This window comes from Paracoccus jeotgali (assembly GCF_002865605.1).
Lineage (GTDB): Bacteria > Pseudomonadota > Alphaproteobacteria > Rhodobacterales > Rhodobacteraceae > Paracoccus > Paracoccus jeotgali.
Genome location: NZ_CP025583.1, coordinates 1,695,204 through 1,719,964, shown reverse-complemented (window position 1 = coordinate 1,719,964; position 24,761 = coordinate 1,695,204). Strand labels below are relative to the sequence as shown.

Below are 24,761 nucleotides of genomic sequence, written 5' to 3'. Positions count from 1 at the left end.
ACGCTCCCGACGATCGAAACCTGCTCTTAGCTTTTTTGCTGTCGCGGGACGCAACGGGGCGCGGTCCCCTTCGACCGCGCCCCGAAAACTCCGCCGCCTCAGCGAGCGATCAGCTTCGCGCCTGCAACTGCTTCAGCAGATCGGCGTTCGCATAGCCGTCGGGCGAGACGCCGATGCGCTGCTGGAATGCCTTGATCGCGGCCATGGTCTTTTCGCCGATGGCGCCATCCGGCTCGCCGACATTATAGCCCAGCCGGTTCAGGCGGCGCTGCACCTCTTCCTTCTGGTTATGGGTCAGCGCGCCCGCCTCGCGCGGGAAGCTGCCGACGATGCCCGGCCCGCCGCCGATGCGGTTGGCCAGCATCGCAACGCCCAAGGCATAGTTGTCGGACGCGTTATAGGCCCGGATCGCCATGAAGTTCCGCGTCACCAGAAAGGCCGGCCCCTTCGCCCCCGCCGGCGCGATGATCCCGCCCGAGGGCAGGCTGCGCCCGTCCACCGCGCGCACGCCCTGCGCGGCCCAGGTCGCGCCGGACTTCACGTTGCCGCGCCCGGTCTGGCCATAGTTGAAGCCCCCGGGCAGCCGCACCTCGACCACCGCCGGCAGGCCCGTCACCCAGCCCGAACGCTTCAGATAGGCCGCCGTCGAGGCCAGCGAATCGGTCGGATCGTCGGACCAGATGTCGCGCTTGCCGTCGCCGGTGAAATCGACCGCATAGGACAGATACGACGTCGGCATGAACTGCGTGTGCCCCATCGCGCCGGCCCAGCTGCCCAGCATGTGCTGGGGGTCGGTGTCGCCCGCCTGAATGATCTGCAGCGCGGCGACAAGCTGCTTGGCGAACATCTCGCCCCGGCGGCCGTCATAGGCCAGCGTCGCCAGCGACGGGATGATCTGCATCTTGCCGCGGTTGGCGCCGAAATTCGACTCCATCCCCCAGACCGCCATGACGATGTTGCGGTCGACGCCATAGCGCGCCTCGATCCGGCCAAGGGTGCCCGAAAGGTTCCCCGCCAGCGCCCGACCCTTGCTGGTCCGGCTGTCAGAGGCCGCGCTGTCCAGATATTCCCAGACCGGGCGCGAGAACTCGGCCTGCTTGCGGTCGAGGCGGATCACGTCGGGGTTGTAGCGGGCGAACCGCATGGCGTTGTCATAGACCTCGGGGCGCACGCCCGAGGCGATGGCGCGTGGGCGGAAGCTCTTGACCCAGGCCTGCAGCCCGGCCTCGGACGCGGGCGAGGCGGCGGGAATGGGCGCCGGGGTGACGGAACTGCCCGTCGACACGCTGCCCACCGGCGCCCCGCAGGCGGCCAGAATCGACACGACCGCGGCCGAAATCGTCATTCGGGTGAAAGATCTGCTCATTTTTATCCTGTCCCTGCCTTCAAAGGTGATTTGCGGGCAAGATAGCGCAGGCCCGGCACAAGGAAAACCGGCAAAGCCTGACGACGCCGGTTCGCGTGCGCGGCAGGCGGATCAGTGCAGCGTGGGCGGGCCGTCGTCCTCGTCCCCGTCATCCATGTCCCCGTCATCCATGTCGCCCGGAAAGACGGGCTCGGTCTGGGCCACGATGACGGCGTTTTCGTCCAGCGCGCGCTGCATCAGGGCGCGGTCCTCGGGGCCGATCTCGTGCCCTTCGGCCTCGCGTTCGGCCAGCGTGCCGTAACCGGTCACGTCCAGCGGCGACAGCCCGGCCTGTTTCAGCACCGCCACCGTCTCGCGCACCGCCTCGGCCTCGTCCACGCCCGAGGCATAGCACAACATCGCCGCCCCGATGGCGCCTTCGGGCCAGTTGTCGCCCTGGCTGCGCCCGACCTGAACCAGCAGCGTATAGACTTGTTGCGCCACGCGGGCCTCCTTACACATATGCGGTGTAGGCTGGAGTGCGCGATGAGCAAGAGTTTGGCAAGGGTCGAGGCGGCCTTGCAGCAGGCCGGGATCGCGGTCGAGATCGCCCTGATGGGCGACACCCGCACCGCCGCCGATGCCGCCGCGGCCGTCGGCTGCGCGGTGGACCAGATCGCCAAATCGATCATCTTTCGCGGCGAAAGCGACGGCCATGTGGTGCTGTTTCTGACCGCAGGCGGCAATCGCGTCGATCCCGGCAAGGCCAGCGCGCTGGCGGGGCAGCCCCTTGGCAAGGCCGACGCCGCGCTGATCCGGGCCGAGACGGGTTTCGCCATCGGCGGCGTTGCGCCGGTCGGCCATCTGCGGCCGGTGCGGGCGTTTCTGGACCCCGCGCTGATGGAGTTCGACCGGGTCTGGGCGGCGGCGGGCACGCCGCGCCATGTCTTTGCCATCACCCCCGCCGAACTGCAGCGCCTCTGCGACGCGCAGGTCGCGGATTTCACCGGCTGACGGATGGAGTGGCGCGGCCAGGGCACCGTCATCGCGCACCGCCCGCATGGCGAGAATGCGGCGCTGGTCGAGATCCTCAGCCTCGATCAGGGGCGGGTCGCGGGGCTGGTGCCGGGCGGCGGCGGGCGGCGCAAGGCGGCGATGGTCCAGCCCGGCAACCGCGTCTCGGCGCTGTGGCGGGCGCGGCTGGCCGACCAGCTTGGCACGCTGACGCTGGAGCCTGGCGCGCCCCGGCCGGGGCTGATGGGCGACGCGGCGGCGCTGGACGGGATCAACGCGACGGCGGCGCTGCTGCGCTTTGCGCTGCCCGAACGCGACCCGCATCCGCGTCTGGCCGAGGCGTCCGAGGCGCTGTGGGACCGGATGGATGCGGGCGAGGACTGGGCCGCCGATTATGTCCGGTGGGAGATGGTGTTGCTGGACGAGATGGGCTTTCGCCTCGACCTGACGCGCTGTGCCGTCACCGGGGCGCGATCGGGGCTGTGCTATGTCAGCCCGCGCACCGGGCGTGCCGTGACGCAGGACGGCGCGGGCGAGTTCGCCGCGCGCCTGCTGCCGCTGCCGGGCCTGCTGGGCGGGCCGCCGCAAGCGCGCGAGATCCCGGACGCGCTGGCCATCACCGGGCACTTCCTGCGGCTGTGGCTTGCGCATGGCCATGTCGGACGACCCCTGCCGGCCGCACGCGATCGGCTGGTTTCAAGGCTGGTCCGCGCGGGCTGAACGCCGATTACTCGGACACGAATTTCAGGCTGTGGCGCGGGCCGGTCAGGTCCAGCACGCCGTCCGATAGGCTCGCCTGCGTGACCTGCGCCATGGCGTCGAAGAAGCCGCTTTCGCCGCCCTCGATCAGGCAGGCGCGGCGGGTCGAGGCGATGGGCGCCAGTGCGACCGAGGGCCACTCGGCGCCGTTGCTGGTCGTATAGCGGTTGCACGGGCCTTCGCCCGACAGCGCGTCGCCGTCGATGGTCAGGCTGGCGCTGCCCTGGATGGGCTGGCCGTCCAGAAGCTGCAACCGATAGCTGCCGTCGAAGCTGGCGGGGTCACCGGGCGATTCGGTGCAGCCCGCGATCAGTGCGGTGGACAGGGCAAGGGCGGCCAGTTTGAATGTCATGTCAGTGACTCTTGAATTGAAATGCTGCCGGTCCAACCGCGCCGTGCCGCGACCGGTTCCGGCGGGCAAGCGATGAACTGGCACGCGCTGAACTGCCAAGCCATGAAAAAACCCCCGCCGGCGATGCCTGCGGAGGTTCTGAACCGGTAAAGGTTCGTCAGATCTTAAAGCGCACCTTCGCGCTGAGCCTTTTTACGGGCCAGCTTGCGGGCACGGCGCACGGCCTCGGCCTTTTCACGGGCCTTCTTGACGGACGGCTTCTCGAAATGTTGCCGCAGCTTCATTTCCCGGAACACGCCCTCGCGCTGAAGTTTCTTCTTCAGCGCGCGCATCGCCTGTTCGACGTTATTGTCGCGAACGCTCACCTGCATGTGGTTGTCACCACCTTCCTAGGTTAGAGTTGATCAGATTGCAGGAAGCCCGCGATATAAGGGCTTTCCCCTGTCCTGTCCAGAGCCGGAGAGAAACATGACCGAGACCAAAGACAGACTCGCCAAGGCGGCACTGGACCATGTGCCCTTCGACGGGATGAACATGACCGCGCTGCGGTCGGGCGCGCGCGATCTGGGCATGTCGCCCGATACCGTCAGCGCCTATTTCCCCATGGGCGGGGCCGATCTGGCCATGTGGCTGCACCGCCAGGGCGACGCGGAGCTGGCCGAATGGCTGAAGACAGCGCCCGAGGGACGGATGCGCGACCGCATCGCCGACGCGATCGAAAAGCGGCTGCAGCTTGCCGATCGCGAGCTGGTCCGCGCCGCCTCGTCGGTGCTGGCGCTGCCGCATCATCAGCCGATGGCGGCGCGGATGATGTGGGAAACCGCCGACACGATCTGGAACGGGCTGGGCGATTCGTCGCGCGACGTGAACTGGTATTCGAAACGCGCCACCCTGTCGGGCGTCTATGCCGCCTGCGTGCTTTACTGGCTGGGTGACACGTCAGAGGCGCAGGCCGATACCCGCGCCTTCATCGACCGCCGGATCGACGGCGTGATGCGGTTCGAAAAGCTCAAGGGGCAGCTGCGCAAGATCCCCGGTGTGGGGATGCTGGGCGATCTGGCGACCGGCTGGGTCCGCGCGCCGTCTGCCACCGCCCCGGCGGAGGACCGCTGATGACCTTGCCCGACAGCATGAACGCCATCGAAATTGCCCAGGCCGGCGGCCCCGAGATGCTGGTGCCGACGCGCCGGCCGGTCCCGGCGCCGGGGCATGACGACATCGTGATCCGCCTCGACTTCGCCGGGGTGAACCGCCCCGATGTCGCGCAGCGGATGGGCAGCTATGCGCCGCCGCCCGGCGCCTCGGACCTGCCGGGGCTGGAAGGGGCGGGCACGGTCGTGGCCATCGGCAGCGGCGTGTCGGGCATCAGCGTCGGCGACCGGGTTTGCGCGCTGCTGCCGGGCGGGGGCTATGCGGAATACGCGCTCTGCCACCACGCCCATGCGCTGCCGATCCCCGATGGCATGACCCTGCGCGAGGCCGCGGCCCTGCCCGAGACCGCCTTTACGGTCTGGTCGAACGTGGTCATGCGCGGCAAGCTGCGCGCGGGCGAGCGGTTTCTGGTCCATGGCGGCAGTTCCGGCATCGGCACGCTGGCGATTCAGGTGGCGGTCGCCCTTGGCGCGCGGGTCTGGGCCACGGCCGGATCGGACGAGAAATGCGAGGCCGTCGCGGCCCTTGGCGCGACGCCGATCAACTATCGCACGCAGGATTTTGTCAAGATCATGCGTGAGGCGGGCGGCGCGAACCTGATCCTCGACATGGTCGGCGGCAGCTATATCGAGCGGAACCTGAAATCGCTCGACCTTGACGGGCGGCTGGTCCAGATCGCCTTTCTGGAAGGGCCGAAGGCCGAGATCAACTTTGCCTTCATCATGACCCGCCGGCTGACCGTGACCGGCGCGACGCTGCGCCCGCAATCCGACGCCGCCAAGGCCGAGATTGCGCGCGAGCTGCGCGAGCATCTGTGGCCACTGATCCGGGTCGGCAAGGTGCGGGTGCTGATTGACAGCGAATACGCGCTGAACGACGCGGCCGAGGCGCATCGGCACATGGAAAGCAGCAGCCATATCGGCAAGATCGTGCTGCGGATCGACCACGACTAAGGGGGGCCTAGCGGACGCGGTCCATGCGGATCGCGTCCCGGCTGCAATCGCGGCTGATGTCGGCCCCGCAGGCGCGCGGGGTCAGATCGCGGGTCAGGCAGATGCGGATTTCGGCCAGATCGTCGCGCTTGCAGGTGACGGTGACGCCGTCGGCGCGCATGTCGGGGTTCGCCAGCAGAAACGCCCGCTCGATCAGCGCGGGCGGGATCGAGATGTCGCGGTCGAGCCCCTCGAAATGCTCGGGCAGTCGGATACGGTCCAGCGCCGCGCGAGCGGTGCGGAAATAGTCGGCGGCCGACAGCCCGCTGCAGCGCCCATGCTTGCGCCACTGATACCACGCCTGACCGCCCGAGCCGAACAGATCGGCCTGCGCCGCCGTCTCGCGCCGCGAAGGGTCGCGGGCCGGGGTCACGCAGTCGGCGGGCCAGCCCCGCTCATGCTGCGGCCAAAGCCCATGCAGCGTGAAATCGGCGCCGCCGCCCGGATCGCATTGCGCCGCCTGCCGGTCGTCGCCGGTCGTCCGGCACCAGTTCGGCGACCAGCTGAGCGCCAGCACATAGTAATCGAACCGCCCCGGCTGGTCGGCATGACCCGGCGCCCCCGCCAGCAGCGCCAGCGCCAGCAGCAGCGCGCGCAAGACACGCGCACCTTGCGCCATGGCGGTCTGCCCCTTGCGATCGCTCATCTCGGTCCCTTTCCGGCTGCGGCCCCGTGGTTCTATGCGCGGGGCGCGGGCCTTTGCCAGACCCGATCACGCAGGTTTTCCCGACCGAAATCGCGCAAAACCCCTTCACCTTCGCTGACAGCGGTTCTATATATCGGCACAATCATCCCGAAAACGTGGACTGGCCTCGCCCAAAAGCCGTTTTCCCCGGCCGGGAGAGTCATGCGCAAGGAGCAGATCCGATGAACAAACCGCTGATGGCCAAGGCGACCGCTGTCTGGCTGATCGACAACACCACGCTGAGCTTCAAGCAGATCGCCGATTTCGTCGGCATGCACGAGCTGGAAATCCAGGGCATCGCCGATGGCGACGTGGCCACGGGCGTCAAGGGCTTCGACCCGGTCGCCTCGAACCAGCTCGATCAGGCCGAGATCGAAAAGGCGCAGAAGAACCCCTCGTATCGCCTGCAGCTCAAGTTCAACCCCGCCGCCGAGGGCGAGGAAAAGCGTCGCGGGCCGCGCTATACGCCGCTGTCCAAGCGTCAGGACCGCCCGGCCGCGATCCTGTGGCTGGTCAAGTTCCACCCCGAACTCGCCGACCCGCAGATCGCGCGTCTGGTCGGGACCACCAAGCCGACGATCCAGGCGATCCGCGACCGGACGCATTGGAACATCGCCAACATCCAGCCCATCGACCCGGTGGCGCTTGGCCTGTGCCGCCAGACCGAGCTCGACGCCGCCGTCCAGAAAGCCGCCAAGAAGAACGGTGGCGAGGCCGCGGTGATGAGCGATGAGGACCGCCGCAAGCTGGTCTCGACCGAGACCTCGCTCGCGATGTCGGACGAGCCGCGCCTGCCCAGCTCGATCGCCGGGCTCGAGAATTTCAGCCTGAGCCGGTCCGAGGACAAGAAGCCCGAGCCCAAGCTGGACGCCGACAGCTTCTTCAACCTGCCCGATGCGGACAAGGACGAAGACGACGAATAGGCGTTTCGTCCGGTATCATGCAAAAAGGGCGGTCCGTTTCCGGGCCGCCCTTTCCTTTGTCAGAACCGTCGCCGATCAGCCGCCATTGATGACGCTGTCGAGCACCTCGTAGCGCTCATCGCCGATATTGATGACCGTCAGCGCGCCGCGCCGTTCCGTGGTCTGCCCATCGCGCGGCTGCGGCGTCCCCGCGTCAAAGCGGATATCGCGGGTCGAGCCGTCGGGGCGGATGATCGTCACCACCGCATTCCCGCCACCGCTGCGCGTCACCGCAAAGCCGCAATCGCGCGTCGGCATCCCCAGCACGGTCGAACAGGGCAGGGTGCCCTTGTCCGTCGCCGTGGCGGTGCCGCTGCTGGCCGCCGGGGCCGGGGCCTCGGCTTCGGTGCGGGCGGGTTTCTGCGGCGGGGCCTCTGGCTCTGGCGCGGGACTGGGGGCGGGGGCGGCTGCGGGCTTTTGACCCGGAACCGGTTTCGAGGCCGGTGCCGCCGGGGGCCGCGCCGATGAGGCCGGCTGCGTGGCCGAACCGGTTTGCGGCTGCGCGGCTGAACCCGCCGGTGCGGCGGGGCTTGTTGCCGTCGGCGCGGCGGCGCTGTCCGGCGCACCGGCTTCCTTCAGATACTCGCCCGCAACCCAGCCTTGCCGGGCGGGGGTCTCGACCGTCTCCACCTTGCACCAGTTGCGATCCGAGACCGTCTGGCAGCCAAGGTTGCGCAGCCGCGCGCCGCTGTTCAGGCGGGTGACGACGGCGGCGGTGGTGCCCGCCTGGGCCCGCAGGTTCAGCCCGCCGGTGACGCCTGCGACCTGCCAGTAATCCGGTCCGCCATCCGCCGCCGGCGCGGCCGCTGCCGTGGCGGTTGAGGTTGCGGTTGCGGTCGCGGCGTCCTGCGTCTGCGCGGCTGCGTCAGCCGCTTGCGCCGGGTCCGGCTGGGCCTGCGCCTCGCCGTCGATGTCGATGGTCAGCGAAAACCGCGCCGCCGTCGTCGTGGCCCCCGGCTGCAGATAGGTCTGCAGCACATAGGTTCCGGTTTCGGGCAGCACCAGATCGGCCTGCCCGCCCTGCTGGGCGCTGGCAAAGATCGGCTGCGCCTGTCCCGGCACGTCGCCCGGCTTGAAGATGTTGAAGCTGGTCGCGCTGTTGTCGCTGGTCAATCGCACCGACAGGCGCTGGCCCTGACGCGCGGTCAGGGTAAAGTTGGTGCTGTCCGCACCGGCGACCGTGCCGCTGACGGCGGTCCCGCTCATCCCCGCGGCGAAGGTGACGGGGGTGGTGGTGTCTGCGGCCGCCGGGGCTGCGGCGGACGCGGTAAGCGCTGCGGCAAGGGCCGCGCTGCATAGCAATCTGGCAAGCATTCTCTGCCTCTTTCTTTTCATGTTGTTGTTGGTCGCACCGGCCTTGCGGCCGGTGGACAGGATCGGATGGCGGGATAATGCGTCAGAGCCCTGCAAGACGCAGGTCCAATAGAAGCGCGTCGCGCAACTGTGTTCGGATGTGAGGTCAGATCGACAGGCAGATGTATTTCATCTCCAGATAATCCTCGATCCCGTGGCGGCTGCCCTCGCGGCCCAAGCCGGACTGCTTGACCCCGCCAAAGGGCGCCACCTCGGTCGAGATGATGCCGGTGTTGACGCCGACGATGCCGTATTCCAGCGCCTCTTGCACGCGGGTGATGCGGCTGATGTCGCGGGCATAGAAATAGCTGGCAAGGCCGAAGATCGTGTCATTCGCCGCGTCGATGGCCTGCTGTTCGGTGTCAAAGCGGAACAGCGGCGCCAGCGGGCCAAAGGTTTCCTCATTCGCCACCTTCATGGCGTCGGTGACGCCGGTGACGACGGTGGGTTCAAAGAACAGCCCCTCGCGCCGATTGCCGCCGGTGATCAGCGCGCCGCCATAATCGAGCACGTCCTTGATGTGTTCCTGCACCTTCTCGACCGCGTCCTCGTTGATCAGCGGGCCGGTGGTCACGCCCTCTTTCAGCCCGTCGCCGACATTCAGTTTCTTCACCGCCTCGGCCAGCTTTTCGGCGAATTCGTCATAGACGCCGGACTGCACATAGATGCGGTTCGCGCAGACGCAGGTCTGGCCGTTATTGCGGAACTTGGACGCCATCGCGCCTTCGACGGCGGCATCCAGATCGGCGTCGTCAAAGACGATGAAGGGCGCGTTGCCGCCCAGCTCCATGCTGCATTTCAGCACCTGATCGGCGGCCTGGCGCAGCAGGATGCGCCCGACCTCGGTCGAGCCGGTGAAGGTCAGCTTGCGCACGGTCGGGTTCTCGCAGAACTCCTTGCCGATCTCGGACGAGCGGGACGAGGTGACGATGCTGAACAGCCCCTTGGGCAGCCCGGCGCGCTCGGCCAGCACGGCCAGCGCCAGCGCCGACAGCGGGGTTTCCGCCGCCGGTCGCCCGACGAAACCGCAGCCGGCGGCAATGGCCGGGCCGCATTTGCGGGTGATCATGGCGTTGGGAAAGTTCCAGGGCGTGATCGAGCCGACAACGCCGATCGGCTGGCGGATGACGCTGAGGCGCTTGTCGGCCATGTGGCCGGGGATGATTTCGCCATAGATGCGCTTGGCCTCTTCGCCGAACCATTCGATGAAGCTGGCGCCATAGGCGATCTCGCCCTTGGCCTCGGCCAGCGGCTTGCCCATCTCGGCGGTCAGGATGATGCCCAGATCGTCCTGATTCTCCATCATCAGGTCAAACCATTTGCGCATGACCTTGGCGCGTTCCTTGGCCGGACGCGCTGCCCAGTCCTGCATTGCCTGTTGCGCCGCGTCGATGGCGCGCGCGACCTCGGTGCGGGTCAGGTCGGCCACGCTGGCGATGACGTCGCCGCGCGCCGGGTTGACCACGTCGAAGGTCTTGCCGTCATCGGCGTCGATCCATTCGCCGGCGACATAGGCGCGGGTCCGGAACAGGTCCGGGTCCGCCAGCAGGGATTTCAGGTCGGTCGTCTGGTCGGTTCTGGGATCGGGCATGGCTTCCTCCGGCATCGGGTCGGGGCAAGTGTCACCACGCCGCGCGGGCCTTGTCAAAGGGCAGGGCCGGACGCCGCCGATCACGCTTCCGCGGGAAAACGTGACGCAACCTTGTCCGCTGCGGGACGGTTGATGCGCCATTCACCGGCCAAGCGCCGATATTTGCAAACGGAGTGATTGACATGAACAGGATGCTTGCTGCGACCACCGCCCTGACGCTGGCCTTTGCGGGTCAGGCCTTTGCCGAAACCGAGGCCACGGCGGGAACCGACCTGAACATGCGCGCCGGTCCCGGCGTCCAGCACGAGGTGACGGGCGTCATCAAGGGCGGCGATGCCGTCAATGTGCTGGGCTGCATCGAAGAGGCGAACTGGTGCGAGGTCCAGTATGAGGGCGAATCCGGCTGGGCCTATGGCGACTATCTCGCCGCCAAGATGGGCGAGGAGTTCAAGCCGATCTATCCCAACCGGCAGGAGCTGGGCGTGACCGTGGTCGAGACGCCGACCATCGACAACGCCGAGCAGGACCAGAACGCCGCCGTCGGTGCCGGGACCGGTGCCGCGATGGGCGCGCTGGTCGGCGGTCCGCTGGGGGCCATCGTCGGCGCCACGGCGGGGACCGTGGCAGGTGCGGCCGCGACCGAGCCGAAGCCCGAGATCAAGACCTATATCGACGCCAACCCGCATGACCCCGTGCTGCTGGAGGGCGAGGTCGTGATCGGCGCCGGTATCCCGGAAACGGTGACGCTGTATGATATCCCCGAGGCGCCGGATTACCGCTATGTGACGGTGAACGGCCTGCCGGTGCTGGTCGATCCCAACGACCGGACGATCGTCTACATCTATCGCTGATCCCGTTTGGCAGGGACATCGGGCGGGGCTTCGGCCCCGCCCTTTTTGTGTCCTTCAGTCGCGGCCGATCCGGCAGGGCTGCGGATCGCCCGGCGCGGGGCTGGCGTGATAGACGCCGCGCGCGATGGCGCGGGCGAGGCAGCAGGCGGCGACATGGCCCAGGGCAAAGCCGTCCTCGGGGCCGGGCGCGTCGCGCAATCCGGTCGAGACCGCAAAGACCAGATCGCCGTCCATCGGCGTGTGGCTGGGCACCAGCGCCCGCGCCATGCCGTCATGGGCGGCGGTGGCAAGCCGGGTCAGCGCCGCCTTGTCCAGCCGCGCATCGGTGGCGACGATGGCGATGGTGGTGGCCTCGCGCTGCTGCTTGACCGGGCGCGGCTCGGTCTGCGGCGCGAACTGCGCCGGCGGGCCGAGGGCGCCGAACTCGTCCCCCAGCTCCCACGGGGCGGCCCAGAAGCGGCCATCGGGCGCGGTGGCGTCGCCGAGGGCGTTCACGACCACCAGCGCGCCGACCGTGATCCCCGACTCCATTACCGCCGAGGCCGATCCCAGCCCGCCCTTCCAGCGCCCGGTCATCGCGCCGGTGCCCGCACCGGCCGAGCCGATGTCGAAATCCCGCGCCGCTGCTTCATAGGCGCGGCGGCCAAGCGCGGGATAGGGGTTCGTCTGCCAGTCCTTGCGCCCGCCATTCAGCAGGTCGAAAACGATGGCGCCGGGCACGATCGGCACCCGGATATCGCCCACCTGAAAGCCGCGCCCGGCGGCCCGCAGCCCCTCCATCACCCCGTCGCCCGCCGCCAGCCCAAAGGCCGAACCGCCGGAGAGGAACAGCGCATCCACCGCCTGCACCGTCTTGTCGGGGGCCAGCAGGTCGGTTTCGCGCGTGCCGGGGGCGCCGCCCATGACGTGAACGCCGGCCGCAAAGGGCGCGTCGCCGGTCAGCACCGTCACGCCGGAACGCAGGGCCGCGTCGGTGGCGTTTCCGACCAGCAGGCCGGGCACGTCGGTGATCAGGTTTGTCGCTCCGATCCGCATGGGCTAGATGCAGCGCCCGCCGTCGACTTCCATCGCGACGCCGGTGATCATCGCGGCCTCGTCCGAGGCGAGGAAGCAGGCGGCGTTGCCCAGATCCTCGGGCGTGGAAAAGCGGCCGATGGGGATGGTGGACAGGAACTTGGCCCGCATCTCGGGCGTGTCCTCGCCCATGAAGCTGGCCAGCAGCGGCGTCTCGCCCGCGACCGGGTTCAGCGCGTTGACGCGGATGCCGAAGGGGGCAAGCTCGACCGCCATGGCGCGGGTCGCGGTGATGACCCAGCCTTTGGAGGCATTATACCACGACAGCCGCGGCCGGGGCGACACGCCGGCGGTCGAGGCGATGTTGACGATGGCGCCGGCCTTCTGGTCCTTCATGATCGGCACGATCCGCTGCGCGGCCAGATAGATCGACTTGCAGTTGACGGCAAAGATGCGGTCGAAATCATGGGCGCTGACCTCCTCCATCGAGGCGGGCAGATGGGTGACGCCGGCATTGTTGACCAGAATGTCGACGCGCCCGCCCGCCTCCAGCGCGGCGGCGGTCATGGCCTCGATCCCCTCAATCGTGGCCACATCGGCGGTCACGGCGATACCGCCGACCTCGGCTGCGACGGCGCGCGCGGCCTCGGCGTTCAGGTCCACGACGACGATCCGCGCGCCCTCGGCCGCGAATTTCCGCGCGATGCCGGCACCAAATCCCGATCCGGCCCCGGTGATGATTGCGGTCTTGGTCTCTAGCCTCATGCCCTGCGCCCCTGTTGTTGACGGCGTGACTGTGGCGGCAAGCGGGGCAGAGGGCAAGACGGCGGCGTTCGCGGATGCCGGGCCGCCGCCGTGCAAATCTGTAGAAATCTGCGCGGAAACTTGCTAAGCAGGGGATCAGTGTTGCGCGGCGTGTTGTGTTTCTCTGCAGCGATCTGCTGCGGAAGTTGGCGAGTATCCTGTCGTGAGTGGTGGCATCATCAGCAAGATCTGTGCGCGCAGCTTCAGCCGTCTGGCCGGGGTTCTGCCGGTGCTTGCCCTGCTTGTCGCGACGATGCTGACCGCCACCGCCGCCACGGCGCAGGACCCGGCTGATTATCGGATCTCGGTCGGGGATGCGCTGCAGCTCGATTTTCTGGATGACAGCGAGGAAGCCTTTCCCCTGACGGTCGGCGGGCGCGGCAATGTGCAGCTTCCCTATCTGGGCAGTTTCGCCGTGGCCGGGCAGACGCTGGATCAGGCGCGGCTGGCGATGATCGCGCAATATGCCGAGCGCCAGATCCTGGTCGAGCCGCAGCTTGACCTGTCCATCGTCAATCTGCGCCCGTTTTCCGTCATCGGCGAGGTGCAGTCCCCCGGCTTTTTCGACTATCGCGAGAACATCACCATCGAACAGGCGGTGGGTCTTGCCGGTGGGCCGCGGCAGGACCCCGGCGGGGAAGAGGCGCGTTCGCTGCAGCGGGTGGCGTTGCAGGGCGAGATGGTCGCCAATGACAGCCGCATCCTGCGGGCGGCAGTGACGGCGGCGCGGCTGCGCGCGCAACTGGCCGGCAGCGACCGGATCGCGCCGGGCGATGTCGATGTGCCCGCCGTCTCGACCCCCGATGCGGCGCTGATCGCCAGCCTTGTCGTGCAGGAAAACGCCATCATCGCCGCCGAGCGCGTGCATCACGGCGAGGATCAGGCCCTGGTCGAAGGCGCCATCGAGGAAGCCTCGAAGCAGATCGACCTGATCATTCAGCAGATCAGCGCCCAGACCGCCCAGATCGAAAGCTATGACGCCGAGCTTGCCAGCAACGAGACGCTGTCCGATCGCGGGCTGGTTGCGGCCCCGGTGCGTGCGCAATTGCTGCGCCGGGTGGCCGATGAACAGACCGCCCTGCTGCGGCTGGAAACCACCCTCGCCGCCACCCGCCGCGACCGGGCCGGGCTGGAACGCGAATTGCTGAGCATCAAGTTCCGCCGCACGCAGGATTGGCGCGAGGCGCTGGCGAATGCCGAGGTCGAGATCGCGCAGCTGCGCGCGACGCAGGATTCGGTGCTCGACCGCATCGCGCTGGTCGAAGACTGGTCCCGCCGCACCGCCGATGCCGATCGCGGGTTGCGGGTCAGCTTTGTCGTTCGCCGCCGCACGCCCGAGGGCGAGCACGAGACGATCACCGTCACCGAAACCGACACCGTCCAGCCCGGCGACGTCATCATCGTCAAGCTGCAGCGGACCGAAACCACCCTCTCGGAAAGCCGGGGCGACCCGCTGGCACAGGATGTCCTGATCAGATGAACCGTCAGCGCGCCACCCCCGGTCCCTTCTCGCGCCGCGCGGCGCCCTATCCGCCGCCGCCCGAGCCCGAAGGGCTGGAACTGACCGAGCTGTTCCGCGCGCTGCGCCGGCGGAAATGGATGATCCTCGGCTGCATCCTCGTCTCGGGGTTGATCGCGATGGCGGTGCTGAAGAACGCCCGCCCGCAATATTTCTCGACCGTCGAGGTGCTGCTGAACACGCGCGAGGAACGCGTGGTCGGGGTCGAGCAGGTGATCTCGGCGCTGGATGTCAGCAACTCGATCGTCGCGGGCGAAATCGCGGTGGTGCAGTCGAACCTGCTGCTGGGGCAGGTGGTCGATGAACTGGACCTGATGCACCATCCCGAATTCGCGCCCGAAGCCATCGCCAGTCCCGGCCTGCTGTCGCGGATGGGCGACCGCGTCGCTGCGGTGTTAAGCGCGATCGGTCTGAGGGCCGCCGCGCCCGAGCCGATGCCCGACACGCCCGAATCGGGCCGGCTGAGCGAAGAGGATGCGCGCAATCTGGTGATCTGGAAGGTCCGCCGGAACCTGACCGTGTTCCAGAGCGGGATTTCCTATGTCATCACGATCTCGATGCGGGCCGAAGACCCCAAGGCCGCCGCCGATATCGCCAATGCCATCGCAGACAAGTATATCGGCGACCAGCTTGAGGCCAAGCTGGTCGCGACCCGGCGCGTGGTCGATTGGCTGGACCGGCGCCTGATCGAGCTTGAGACCCAGCTGCGTAATGCCGAGGATGCGGTCGTCGATTTCATGGCCAAGCAGGTGCGCGAGGAAGGCGGCGACGAACAGGGCGTCAGCCAGCAATTGACGCAGATGAACAACGCCGTGGTGGTCGCGCGCAGCGACCGCGCCGCCGCCGCCTCGCGTCTGGCCTATATCCGCGAGGTGCTGGACACCAAGGGCGCGGAGGATGCGGCCGCGATCCTGTCCACCACGCGGCTGACCAATCTGGACACCGAACTGGCCGAACTGGAACGGCAGCGCGCGCAGCTGGCGAGCCGGCTGGGGCCGCAGCACCCGGACATGCGGGCGGTGCAGATGGCGCTGCAGGATGTGCTGCGCGACCGCGCGGCGGCGATCCGGGCGGCGGTGGACGAACTCGCCGCCGCCGAGGCAGAGGCCAAGGGGCGCGAGGCGGCGATCCTCGCCGATATCGCCACGGCTCAGCAATTGCAGGTTGAACTGCTGCGCTCGCGCGTGCGGCTGAGCCAGCTCGAGCGGTCGGCGGGCGCGATGCGTCAGGTCTATGAAAGCTTTCTGGCGCGATTTCAGGAAACCGCGCAGCAGTTGGAATTCCAGCGCGCCGATGCCCGCGTGATCAGCGCGGCCCAGCCCTCGCTGTCGCCGGCGCGTCCGCGCAAAAAGCTGGTGATGGCGGTGGCGCTGGTGCTGGGCGCGATGCTGGGGATCGCGGCGGCGCTGATCAGCGCGGCGATGGACCGCCGCATCCGCAGCGCGGCCGAGCTGACGCGGATCACCAGGCTGCCGGTGCTGGCGACGCTGCCCCGGCTGCGGCTGCGCGGCCCGGCGGGGTCGTGGCAGACGCGGCATCTGCGCGGCGCGGCGGCGTCGAGCTATGCCGAGGGGCTGCGGCTGCTGCGCTTCAGCCTGATGAAGAACGCGGGCGCCGAGCCGCCCCGGATCGTGCTGCTGACCGGCGCCGATTGGGGCGCCGGCACCTCGACCACGGTGGTGGGCCTGGCCCGCGTCATGGCCGATGTCGGGCTGAACGTCGTGGTCCTGGACGCCAATCTGCGCCGGCCCGGGCTCGCCGGCCTGCTGGGCACCGGCACTGGCACCGGGAATGCCTGCATCGAATCCTATCTGGCCGGCACCGCGACCGTCAGCGACATCACCCGCGCGCAGGTCGAGCCGGGGCTGTCGGTCATCCACGCCCCGCGCAACCCGGCGATGGCGGCCGATCTGATCTCTTCCCCCGCTTTCGAGGCGTTGATCCGGGAGCTGGCGCAGCGTCATGACGTGGTGCTGATCGACGCGCCGCCCGCCACCGGCATGGCCGACACGGCGACGCTGGCGGGGCTGGCCGATCTGGTGGTTCTGGTGGTCCGCAGCCGGTCGGTGGACGAGGCGCGGGTGGTCGATGCGATCAACACGCTGGAAGGCGCGGGCGGCGATGTGCTGGGGACGGTGCTTTCCCATGCCGAGGAACGGGTCCGCGTTCAGGCCCCCCGGCGCCTGATGCTGAAGCAGCCGGCGCGCGAAACCGCGCCCGTCACCGAACCCGCGACCCATGCCTGACCCGGCAAGCCATGTCTGACACCGCCGACCGCCTGGCGCCCCCGCGACGGGTGGCGCTGATCCATTACTGGCTGGTCGGGATGCGCGGGGGCGAGCGGGTGCTCGAGGAGATGGCCCGGCTCTATCCCGCTGCCGATATCTTCACCCATGTCGTCGACCGATCGCGGCTCAGCCCGCTGCTGGCCGAGCGCAATGTGACCGAGACTTTCGTGGGCCGCCTGCCGGGCGCGCGGCGGCATTACCAGAAATATCTGGGCTTCATGCCCCGCGCCTTGGAAGAGCTGGATCTGGGCGCCTATGACCTGATCCTGTCCTCGGAATCCGGCCCGGCCAAGGGGGTGATCGCGCGGCCCGACGCCACGCATCTGTGCTATTGCCACTCGCCCATGCGCTATATCTGGGATCACTATGCGACCTATCGGGCCGAGTTGCAGGGGCCGCTGGGGGCGCTGAAGCGGCGCTATTTCTCGGGCCTCGCCCATCGGCTGCGGGGCTGGGATGTGGCTTCGGCGGCGCGGGTGGATCGTTTCGTCGCCAATTCGCGCTTTGTGGCCGCGCGGATCGAGCGGGTCTGGGGGCGCGAGGCCGGGGTTGTGAACCCGCCGGTCGATCTGGACCGCTATTCGCTTGTCGGGCCGGGGGTGCCGCAGGGTGAGCGCGGCTATTACCTCTTTGTCTCGGAACTGGTCCGCTACAAGCGCGCCGATCTGGCCATCGAGGCGTTCCGCGACCTCGACCTGCCGCTGAAGGTGGTGGGGCAGGGGGCCGAGTTCGACGCCCTCTCGCGCGCCGCGCCGCCAAACGTGCAGATGCTGGGCCGCGTCGGCGATGCCGAGATGGCAGAGCTGTACCGCAACGCCCGCGCGCTGATCTTTCCGGGGGAAGAAGATTTCGGCATCGTCCCGCTAGAGGCGATGGCCTGCGGCACCCCGGTCATCGCCTATGGGCGCGGCGGTGTGCTCGATTCGGTGCGTCCGGGGGTGACGGGGCTGTTTTTCGACGCGCCGACGCCCGCCTCGCTGCGCGACGCGGTGCTGGCCTTCGACGGGCAGCGCGACCGGTTCGACCCGGAAACCCTCGCCCGCCACGCTGCGGGCTTCGGTCCCGACCGGTTCCGGCGCGAGCTTCTGGCCGAGATCGAGGCGACCCGCGCCCGCAAGGCGGCGCGGTTCGAGACGCGGTGACAGCGGGTGCCGAGGCGGAGGCGCAGCCGCTCGGCCTCGATCTGTGGCAATGGCGGCTTGCCGGGGGCGATGCGAGCGATCTGTCCGCCGACGAACAGGCCCGCGCCGCGCGGTTTGTCTTTGACCGCGACCGCGCGCGCTATATCGCTGGCCGGGCGGCCTTGCGGCGGGTTTTGGGCCGCTGTCTGGACCTCGCGCCGCGCGAAATCCGCTTTCGCTACGGCGCGTTCGGGCGGCCGCTGGTCGCGGGCCTGTCCTTCAACCTCAGCCATACCGGCGATTTTGCCGCGCTTGTCGTGACGACCGTCCCCAACCTGCCGCTTGGCATCGACATCGAAACCGTCGCTCCCATCGAGATGGCGGTCGCCGAGGCGCATTTTGCCGCCACCGAAATCGCCACCCTGCGCGCCCTGCCGGATGTCGGGCAGCAGGCCGCGTTCTATCGCTGCTGGACCCGGAAAGAGGCATATCTGAAGGCCGTCGGCACCGGGCTGTCGACTGATCTGTCCAGCTTTTGCGTCACCCTTGCGCCCGACGATCCGCCCCGCCTGCTGTCCTGCGCCGGGGATGCGCCGGGACACTGGACGCTGCTGGACCTCGCCACGCCTGAAGGCATCGCGGGTGCCCTCGCCATCCGCAACTGCGGCCGACCGATCGGGCTGCGGCTGCGCGGCGCCCCCTAGCTTGCGCAGAGAAAGACGTCGTCGATCTCGACCGGCCCCATGACGCCGGTCAGGTCGAGCACCAGAGCGATCTCGGCAAAGCCCTGCGGCATGCGCCCATCCAAGGGCGCCAGCGGGTGCGGGCCGCCAGTGTTTCGCATCACCGCCGTCCAGTCCGGCCCGACCTCGACCGGCCAGCCGTCGCCGATGCCCAGCCGTGTCTCGCCATCCAGCGCCTGCGCCGTGACCCAGACCACCCCGGTCGCATCGCTGCGGATGCGGAAGGACAGGCCCAACTCTGCCCCCGGCACGGCGGCGCCCACCACCCACAGATGCCGATGCTCGGGCGGGACCGTCACCCGCGTCTGGGCCAGCGAAAACCGCCGCATCGCGCCAGTGGGCGAATCGCTGCTGCGCAGGTCCAGCGGCAGCGGCCCCAGCAGGTTCCGTTCCGGCGCAAATTGGACGATGGGGGCCATGTGACGCGGCCGGTTGCCGCGGATACGCGCGATATCCAGCCGCCCCAACCCGCCGGCCAGCGCACCGCTTTGGCTGAGCAGGTTATAGATCGCCACGTCCTGCATCCGCGCCGTCGCCAGCCGCGAGCGCAGCAGGAAGATGTGATCACATTGGTTGCCCAACTCGAACTCGTTGCCGCCGATCTGGAACGAACCTGAATCGATGGTGATCGTGCCGTGGCCCAGATCGAACAGCGGCTTGTCGGCCGCCTTGGGCCGGTTGGTTTCCAGATGGCAGGCCTGCAGGCCCAGCTGACCGGTGCCGACCAGAACCTGATCGACGAAATCGATGCTGGTGCCGAACAGCGCGAACTCGCCGCCATTGTTGCGCAGGGCGATGCGCGCGGCCTCGATGGTGCTGGCGTAGAGCGAGATCATCTCGCCCGCATCCCGCGCCCCGCCCAGAAAATGCAGCCCGGTCTCGCAGGCGCAGTGCAGGCCGGTCGCGTGGATCAGATAGGCGCGGTGCGACAGGATCACCCCGGTGTGAAAGCCCTCGACCGTGACATCGCGCATCGCCAGCCGCGATGACCGCGCCTCGGCCAGCGTCTCGAACCGCATGCCGTGCAGCGTGGCGTCCGCGCCGGGCCCGCGCAGCGTCACGCCCGACAGCCACAGATGCCCGTATTGCGCGCTGTCCTCGCCCGCCTGGATCAGCACCGCCTCGCGCCGGTGCTGCGGCGTCACGTCAAAGCGGGTCAGACGCAGGGCGCAGTCGGTCTGGATCGACAGCGTGGCCGGGCCTTGCGGGCTCTCGATCTCGAAATCGAAATGGCCGGGCGAGACGGCGACCGTGCCGCCCAACTCGGTCCCGTCCTGATCGGTGACGATGAGGTAGAGCGCGGGATAGTCGATGCGGCCGGACAGCTCGGTGATCAGCAGCTCGAAGCGGTAGCGGCCCGGTTCGGGCAGCGAAAGCTGATGGGTCAGCGCCTCGCCCGGACCCTCGTCGCGCGAAAAGCTGCCGTCCTGATGCTGCCAGCCTTGGCCCGTCGGCAGATCCGCCAGCGTCAGCGCCGGGGGCAGATCGGGCGGTGGCGGCATGTCGGAGAAGTCGAGGACCGCGCCGTGGCCTTCCACCGCGCAGCGGGTCGGGTCGATGGTCAGCCTGGACAGGCAGCGGTAATGGCGGCTGCCAAGCGCCACGACCACGGCATCCGCGGGCTTGGGGTGATCCAAGGCGCGCTGCAGCGCCGGCGCGTCGTCGGTGCCGTCCTGCGGCTGCCGGAACCATGCCGGATCGAGCCTGCCCGCATAACCGCTGCGCCGCCAGTGTCGGCCATCCGCGCCTGCGATCCGCGTGATCCCGTCCGGTTCCCCGCCCGAGGGGTCGGCCGGTTCGAACCAGCCTTGGCCGGGAATGTGGATGGGTGCGGCGTCGTCCGGTGCGGGCAGATCGGCCAACCCCGCCAGATCGGTGACAGCCGCAGGCCGGGCCTGCGCGGCTTTCGCCAGTGCCGACCCGCCAAGGGCGGCCGTGGCCATCGAGGTCAGGCGAAAGAGCGTGCGGCGCGAGATCATCGGCGGGCCAGCCGGGAATCTGCGGCTGACAGGCGCGTGCGGTCAGGCATGGGCGGGCACCCCGCCCATCTGCGCGGGCAGAGGGTCTGGCTGCGTCAGCGTCGCATAGAGCGCCAGATGCGCGTCGACCCAGTCCGGCAGCCCATGCGACAGCGCCGGACCCGACCGGAGGGCCGCCGCGGCCATCGTGGCGACCATCACATCATCCGCCAGCACCCGCCGCAGGGTCGCGGTCAGCGCATCGGTGTCGGCGGCGGGAAAGGTCAGCGCGGCCCCGCTGTCGCGCAGCTCTGGCGCGGCGAGGATCGCGTCGGACAGCACCAGCGGCAGTCCCGTCGCAATGCTTTCAAAGGCTGCCATGCAGAACGGCTCTGGGCTTTGGCTGGCAACGACGACGGCGCGCATCCGTTGCAGCCGCTGCCCGACCACGGCGCGGTCGGTATGACCGTGCCAGAGGTGGCTCGGGTAACGGCGGCGCAGATCGTCCAGATCTTCGCCGCTGCCGAAGAACTCGATCTGCTGGCCCAGCCTCTCGCCCGCCGCCGCAAGCTCAAAAACGCCCTTCAACCGCTGCACCTGCCCGATATGGGCGATGCCGCGCTGCGCCTCGGGGGCAGGGGCGAGGGGGCCGAAGGGCGTGACCGGGTTGCGGATCGCGGTGAAACGCGCGCCCGGCAGAGATTGCGCGAGCCAGGGCCGCATCGCCTCGTGGATCAGGACGAAGCTGGCGGATTTCAGATGCGGCCGCAGCGCGGTGGCCAGCACGCCGTTCCGCACCACCCGCCACAGCTTGTGGCTATACGCCCGCTTGTCGCAATTCGTCGTCACGCAGCCGAGGGACAGCGGCACGCGCCGGCAGATCGCGGCGCGGGGATAGTCGAGGAACGCGCCGTTCGGACAGGCGAGAAAGAAATCATGCGCGTGGATGACGCAGCGATCCGCCACCGGCGCCAGCGCGTCGAAGATGGCAGGCGAGAGGATGTTCGACCAGTTGTGCAGGTGATAGATTGTCCCGGGCGTGTCATGGGCGGCGATCAAAGCCCGCATCTGCGCCAGCACCTCGCGGTTGCGCAGCCCCTTGACCGCGGCGCGTGCGGCACCGCTGGCGAGCAAGCCAGCCCCGCCCAGACCCAGCGGCGTGACGCCCGGAAGCGCCGCGCCCGCCGGGTCATCGCCGGTGATGAAGGTCACCGGGACGCCGCGCGCCGCGACCCCCTCGGCCAGCCGCGATGCCAGATAGCCGGCCCCGCCCTCGGCCGAGGCGAAGTCGTTCAGGATCACCACGCGATCAGGATCTGGCATCGGCAGGCCCGGCGAGCGTCAGGATGTTGCGCGGCTCCAGCCGTCCGCGCAGCAGATCGGCCAGCGCCAGCATATTGCCGCGCAGCCGCCCGCGCCGGTCGACCCACGGCTCTGGCCGCAGGGATTTCGCCAGATTTGCGGCGAAGTTGCGGCTGATCATCCGCAGCGCATGGCCGCCGCGCATCGTGTCGCGCCGGAACAGATAGACGGGGTTCGCGACCTGCGAATAGCCGAACTGCAACCCGCTGCTGCGCCCGCTCTTGGTGCCCAGATGCACGCCGGTCAGCGCACTCGCCTGCATGCAGCGCCCATGGGCGGCGACGCGGCGCGAAAAGTCGATATCCTCGAGCCAGCCATAGAGCGGCAGATTCTCGTCGAACCGCAGGCCATGGGCGCGGATCGGGGCGCAGCGAAAGGCCATGTTGCAGCCATAGGCGTTGTTCACGGGCCGCAGCGCGCCGGGTCCGGCATCGCCTGCGCCCTCATGCGCGGCGAGCATCTGCAGCGCGTCGTGATGCGCGATGCCGGAATTGCCGATCCCGTCGGCCAGCACGCGGCCGGTCAGAACGGACAGATCCGGGTGGTCGCGAAAAAGCCCCTCGAGCCGCAGCAGAAAGTCGCCCGCCATGACGAAATCATCGTCGAGGAACAGGATCACATCCTCATCCGTCAGCCGCGCCAGCGCCGCGTTGCGTTGCGTGGTCGCGCCGCGGGGGCCGAAGACAATTTCCGGCGCCACGACGCTGGCGGCGATGTCGCGCGGATCGACATCCGCCCGAGACGCGGCCGAGATGATCAGCCGATCCGGCAGGCGCTGCTGCCGTGCCAGATCGCGAATGGCGGTGCCGATGATTTGCGGCCGCCCGGTGGTTGCAATTGCGACTGTAATCTTCATGCCATTCATACCGATGAAAACGCTGACCAAACAAGCGCGATGAGTTATTATCACCGCGAAAACAAAGCGGGCCATTTGCACATGACGGCAGAGATCATGGAAATGACCGGCTAGGGTCAGATTAGGAAACTTGCCGATTCGAGTATAGCCCTATTTCCGCCTCTTGCGGTTCGTTAATTCGCTAACGAAATGAACTGAATAACAAAGGCCGCAATAACGCCCCGGTGGCATCGCCATTCCTTCAGATCTCGCCTGCGATATGTCCGGCATAATCTCTGGCGCCAGAGGCGGCCTCGGGTGCGCGGGCGGGCTCTCTGCGCCGCGACGCGACCGCGATGGCGGCCAGCAGCATCAGCGGCGCGCCGGGATCGGGGACGGTGGCCGACAGCATCATGGTCGACAGCACCGCCAGCCCGCCCATCCGGGCGTTGGACAGCTGCGCGGCATTCGCGCCCCGCGCCCGGCCGCCAAAGGCCAGGAACAGGAACGCCAGAAACGCGCCCGTCCCGATGATCCCGACGCTGCCCAGCAGAACAAAGATCATCCCGTTCGATCGCAGCGACCCCGTGCCCGCCCCCAGCCCCCAGGTGTCGCGCAGCGCCTCGAGCCCGCCCATCGCCCATGCCGTCCGCTCCATCCCCGAAGAGCTTTCGGTCTTGCTGAAAATCAGATCGTCGATGACCGAGGCGACCATATCGGGGGCCGAGGTGAACAGCAGCAGCGCCGCGATCACGCCGGTCAGGATGCCCCCGATGACGGCAATCACGATGATCTCTGGCCGGCGCAGGCGCGCGCGCAGCCGCAGCAGGCGCGGGGCGAGGGCCACGCCGACGACCGCCAGCGCGATGAAACCCGACGACGACAGCGCCAGCACCGTCATTGTCCCGCTGCCCAGCGCCAGCACCGCGTCGCCCCGCCGCCGCGAGTGAAGGAAGGCCGAGGCGAAGAAGCCGAAGAACATTGCGCTGGCAGAGGCAAAGCCCGAGGGCTCGGAGAATCCGCCGACGATGCGCGGGATGCCCTTGACCGTCGCCTCGTTCAAAAGCGAATAGTTCGCCGTGCGGATAAAGGACAGGAGCGTGTCGAGCGCGGCCAGATCCATGATCCCCAGCACCAGGTTCAGCCACGCGGCCAGCGCCATGCATCTGGCCCCGAACCCCGCCCCGTGCCGCGTCAGCACATGGACGGCGGCGACGAAGAACCCGCAGGCCAGCAGCACATAGAAGGTCTGCGAGATATTGGCGTTGCTGGGCCCCAGCCAGACCTTGCCCCAGGCAAAGAAGGTGCTGACCCGCACCCCCGTCGCCCCTCGTGCCAGCGCGAAAACCATCGATTCGCCCGCGAACAGCCGCACGAGCACCGTCGCGGAAAAGATCGCATAGCCGGCGAAGCAGAGCAGCGCGATGGTCGCGGGCTCGATCCGGATGGGTCTGGCCGCCATGACCCAGCCGATCAGCGCCAGACATCCCCAGCCGACAAGGGCGGCCGCCGACAGGTTCACCGCCAGAAGCGACAGGCCGCCGACTGAAGGCAGGGTGATGACCGCCATCATGCCAAAGGGGATCATCGCCGCCGTCAGCATCAACAGCCAACGTGCGCCGCCGATCATGGCGAGCAGCAGGATCAGGCCGAAGATGGGGGTGACGGCATAGGCCTCCACGCGCTGCTCCTTCCGGCAGGATGCCTGGCGCCGCCCCATTGGCAGGGCGGCGGGATCGGTTCTGATTCTAGCCCGTTTCAGGAAAACCGCAAAAACAATTGCGGTTATTTCCCGATGTTCGATGGAATGCCCAAAAGTTTTAGCAGGATTAGACTAATTGGCTAGGGTCCGAATAACCCTGTCTTCCAGTCCGCGTCGCGAGTTTCAGCTAAACACATATCTCGCCGGTTGAGCAATTCGATTCCATTTCGTCCATTGGCGGTAAATACGCTGTCTTTTCCGGTATTGTTTGGCGATTTCGGGATTATCGTGTAGTCAATTAAGATGTGGGTATTCGACTGCAGGTTGCAGTCTGTTGGGTTAGCGAGTTGGAAAATGGT

At 68.4% G+C, this 24,761-nt stretch carries 23 protein-coding genes; 10 read left to right on the top strand and 13 right to left on the bottom strand.

The features are described 5' to 3' along the window. Window positions 1-109: 109 nt before the first annotated feature. Window positions 110-1,345, bottom strand: a complete 1,236-nt coding sequence (locus CYR75_RS08390; RefSeq protein WP_225972651.1) for a lytic murein transglycosylase — start codon at window positions 1,343-1,345, stop codon at window positions 110-112. 132 nt (window positions 1,346-1,477) lie between these two features. After that, the gene (locus CYR75_RS08385) at window positions 1,478-1,867 is read right to left on the bottom strand and encodes a hypothetical protein (protein ID WP_225972650.1); all 390 of its coding nucleotides are present in this window, start codon (window positions 1,865-1,867) and stop codon (window positions 1,478-1,480) included. Window positions 1,868-1,891: 24 nt separating this feature from the next. On the opposite strand from CYR75_RS08385, the gene CYR75_RS08380 reads away from it, so the two are divergent. Continuing rightward, a complete protein-coding gene (locus CYR75_RS08380) occupies window positions 1,892-2,359 on the top strand; it encodes a YbaK/EbsC family protein (protein WP_101499631.1) in 468 nt (155 codons plus the stop codon). 3 nt (window positions 2,360-2,362) lie between these two features. Continuing rightward, complete coding sequence (recO, locus tag CYR75_RS08375; RefSeq protein WP_101499630.1) at window positions 2,363-3,079, top strand: DNA repair protein RecO; 717 nt, start codon at window positions 2,363-2,365, stop codon at window positions 3,077-3,079. A gap of 7 nt (window positions 3,080-3,086) precedes the next feature. On the opposite strand, the gene CYR75_RS08370 is transcribed toward recO, so the two are convergent. Beyond that, a complete protein-coding gene (locus CYR75_RS08370; protein ID WP_101499629.1) occupies window positions 3,087-3,470 on the bottom strand; it encodes an META domain-containing protein in 384 nt (127 codons plus the stop codon). 164 nt (window positions 3,471-3,634) lie between these two features. Further along, complete coding sequence (rpsU, locus tag CYR75_RS08365; RefSeq protein WP_101499628.1) at window positions 3,635-3,841, bottom strand: 30S ribosomal protein S21; 207 nt, start codon at window positions 3,839-3,841, stop codon at window positions 3,635-3,637. A gap of 97 nt (window positions 3,842-3,938) precedes the next feature. On the opposite strand from rpsU, the gene CYR75_RS08360 reads away from it, so the two are divergent. Then, window positions 3,939-4,583, top strand: a complete 645-nt coding sequence (locus CYR75_RS08360; protein ID WP_101499627.1) for a COQ9 family protein — start codon at window positions 3,939-3,941, stop codon at window positions 4,581-4,583. Then, window positions 4,583-5,575, top strand: a complete 993-nt coding sequence (locus CYR75_RS08355) for an NAD(P)H-quinone oxidoreductase (protein ID WP_192876644.1) — start codon at window positions 4,583-4,585, stop codon at window positions 5,573-5,575. The genes CYR75_RS08360 and CYR75_RS08355 overlap by 1 nt, the downstream gene beginning before the upstream one ends. 7 nt (window positions 5,576-5,582) lie before the next feature. Here CYR75_RS08355 and CYR75_RS08350 read toward each other — a convergent pair whose 3' ends face one another. Beyond that, window positions 5,583-6,260: a ribonuclease T2 gene (locus CYR75_RS08350; protein WP_225972649.1), complete on the bottom strand. Its 678-nt coding sequence runs from the start codon at window positions 6,258-6,260 to the stop codon at window positions 5,583-5,585. 221 nt (window positions 6,261-6,481) lie between these two features. Between CYR75_RS08350 and CYR75_RS08345 the strand changes: the two genes are divergently transcribed. Then, the gene (locus tag CYR75_RS08345; RefSeq protein WP_101499626.1) at window positions 6,482-7,222 is read left to right on the top strand and encodes a DUF1013 domain-containing protein; all 741 of its coding nucleotides are present in this window, start codon (window positions 6,482-6,484) and stop codon (window positions 7,220-7,222) included. A 75-nt stretch (window positions 7,223-7,297) separates the two neighbouring features. Here the strand turns inward: CYR75_RS08345 and CYR75_RS08340 are convergent, their stop codons facing one another. Then, window positions 7,298-8,575 (bottom strand): SH3 domain-containing protein, encoded by a 1,278-nt coding sequence (locus CYR75_RS08340; protein ID WP_158644619.1) that lies wholly within the window; start codon window positions 8,573-8,575, stop codon window positions 7,298-7,300. 145 nt (window positions 8,576-8,720) lie between these two features. After that, entirely contained in the window at window positions 8,721-10,205 is a 1,485-nt protein-coding gene (locus CYR75_RS08335; RefSeq protein ID WP_101500950.1) for an NAD-dependent succinate-semialdehyde dehydrogenase, read from the bottom strand. Window positions 10,206-10,387: 182 nt separating this feature from the next. Here CYR75_RS08335 and CYR75_RS08330 point away from each other — a divergent pair, with 182 nt between their 5' ends. Next, entirely contained in the window at window positions 10,388-11,056 is a 669-nt protein-coding gene (locus tag CYR75_RS08330) for a DUF1236 domain-containing protein (protein ID WP_101499624.1), read from the top strand. A gap of 54 nt (window positions 11,057-11,110) precedes the next feature. Here the strand turns inward: CYR75_RS08330 and CYR75_RS08325 are convergent, their stop codons facing one another. Together CYR75_RS08325 and CYR75_RS08320 are read right to left on the bottom strand one after the other, a co-directional pair. Next, window positions 11,111-12,091, bottom strand: coding sequence for a P1 family peptidase (locus CYR75_RS08325; RefSeq protein WP_101499623.1), 981 nt, complete (start codon window positions 12,089-12,091; stop codon window positions 11,111-11,113). A gap of 3 nt (window positions 12,092-12,094) precedes the next feature. Next, window positions 12,095-12,835: a glucose 1-dehydrogenase gene (locus CYR75_RS08320; protein WP_101499622.1), complete on the bottom strand. Its 741-nt coding sequence runs from the start codon at window positions 12,833-12,835 to the stop codon at window positions 12,095-12,097. A 202-nt stretch (window positions 12,836-13,037) separates the two neighbouring features. Here CYR75_RS08320 and CYR75_RS08315 point away from each other — a divergent pair, with 202 nt between their 5' ends. The 4 genes from CYR75_RS08315 to CYR75_RS08300 are packed head-to-tail and all read left to right on the top strand — an operon-like array spanning window position 13,038 to window position 18,506. Continuing rightward, the gene (locus CYR75_RS08315; RefSeq protein WP_101499621.1) at window positions 13,038-14,354 is read left to right on the top strand and encodes a polysaccharide biosynthesis/export family protein; all 1,317 of its coding nucleotides are present in this window, start codon (window positions 13,038-13,040) and stop codon (window positions 14,352-14,354) included. Then, window positions 14,351-16,639: a GumC family protein gene (locus tag CYR75_RS08310; protein WP_101499620.1), complete on the top strand. Its 2,289-nt coding sequence runs from the start codon at window positions 14,351-14,353 to the stop codon at window positions 16,637-16,639. The genes CYR75_RS08315 and CYR75_RS08310 overlap by 4 nt, the downstream gene beginning before the upstream one ends. Window positions 16,640-16,650: 11 nt before the next feature. Continuing rightward, window positions 16,651-17,823 carry a glycosyltransferase gene (locus CYR75_RS08305; RefSeq protein ID WP_101499619.1) on the top strand — a complete coding sequence of 391 codons (1,173 nt, stop codon included), beginning with the start codon at window positions 16,651-16,653 and terminating at the stop codon, window positions 17,821-17,823. Beyond that, window positions 17,820-18,506: a 4'-phosphopantetheinyl transferase family protein gene (locus CYR75_RS08300; protein ID WP_101499618.1), complete on the top strand. Its 687-nt coding sequence runs from the start codon at window positions 17,820-17,822 to the stop codon at window positions 18,504-18,506. The genes CYR75_RS08305 and CYR75_RS08300 overlap by 4 nt, the downstream gene beginning before the upstream one ends. On the opposite strand, the gene CYR75_RS08295 is transcribed toward CYR75_RS08300, so the two are convergent. The 4 genes from CYR75_RS08295 to CYR75_RS08280 all read right to left on the bottom strand — a co-directional run bounded on the left by CYR75_RS08295 (window position 18,503) and on the right by CYR75_RS08280 (window position 24,381). Beyond that, complete coding sequence (locus tag CYR75_RS08295) at window positions 18,503-20,524, bottom strand: hypothetical protein (RefSeq protein WP_101499617.1); 2,022 nt, start codon at window positions 20,522-20,524, stop codon at window positions 18,503-18,505. The genes CYR75_RS08300 and CYR75_RS08295 overlap by 4 nt on opposite strands. A 42-nt stretch (window positions 20,525-20,566) precedes the next feature. Further along, the gene (locus CYR75_RS08290; RefSeq protein ID WP_101499616.1) at window positions 20,567-21,826 is read right to left on the bottom strand and encodes a glycosyltransferase; all 1,260 of its coding nucleotides are present in this window, start codon (window positions 21,824-21,826) and stop codon (window positions 20,567-20,569) included. Beyond that, the gene (locus CYR75_RS08285; RefSeq protein ID WP_225972648.1) at window positions 21,813-22,721 is read right to left on the bottom strand and encodes a glycosyltransferase family 2 protein; all 909 of its coding nucleotides are present in this window, start codon (window positions 22,719-22,721) and stop codon (window positions 21,813-21,815) included. The genes CYR75_RS08290 and CYR75_RS08285 overlap by 14 nt, the downstream gene beginning before the upstream one ends. A gap of 241 nt (window positions 22,722-22,962) precedes the next feature. After that, a complete protein-coding gene (locus tag CYR75_RS08280; RefSeq protein ID WP_101499614.1) occupies window positions 22,963-24,381 on the bottom strand; it encodes a hypothetical protein in 1,419 nt (472 codons plus the stop codon). Window positions 24,382-24,761 lie beyond the last annotated feature (380 nt).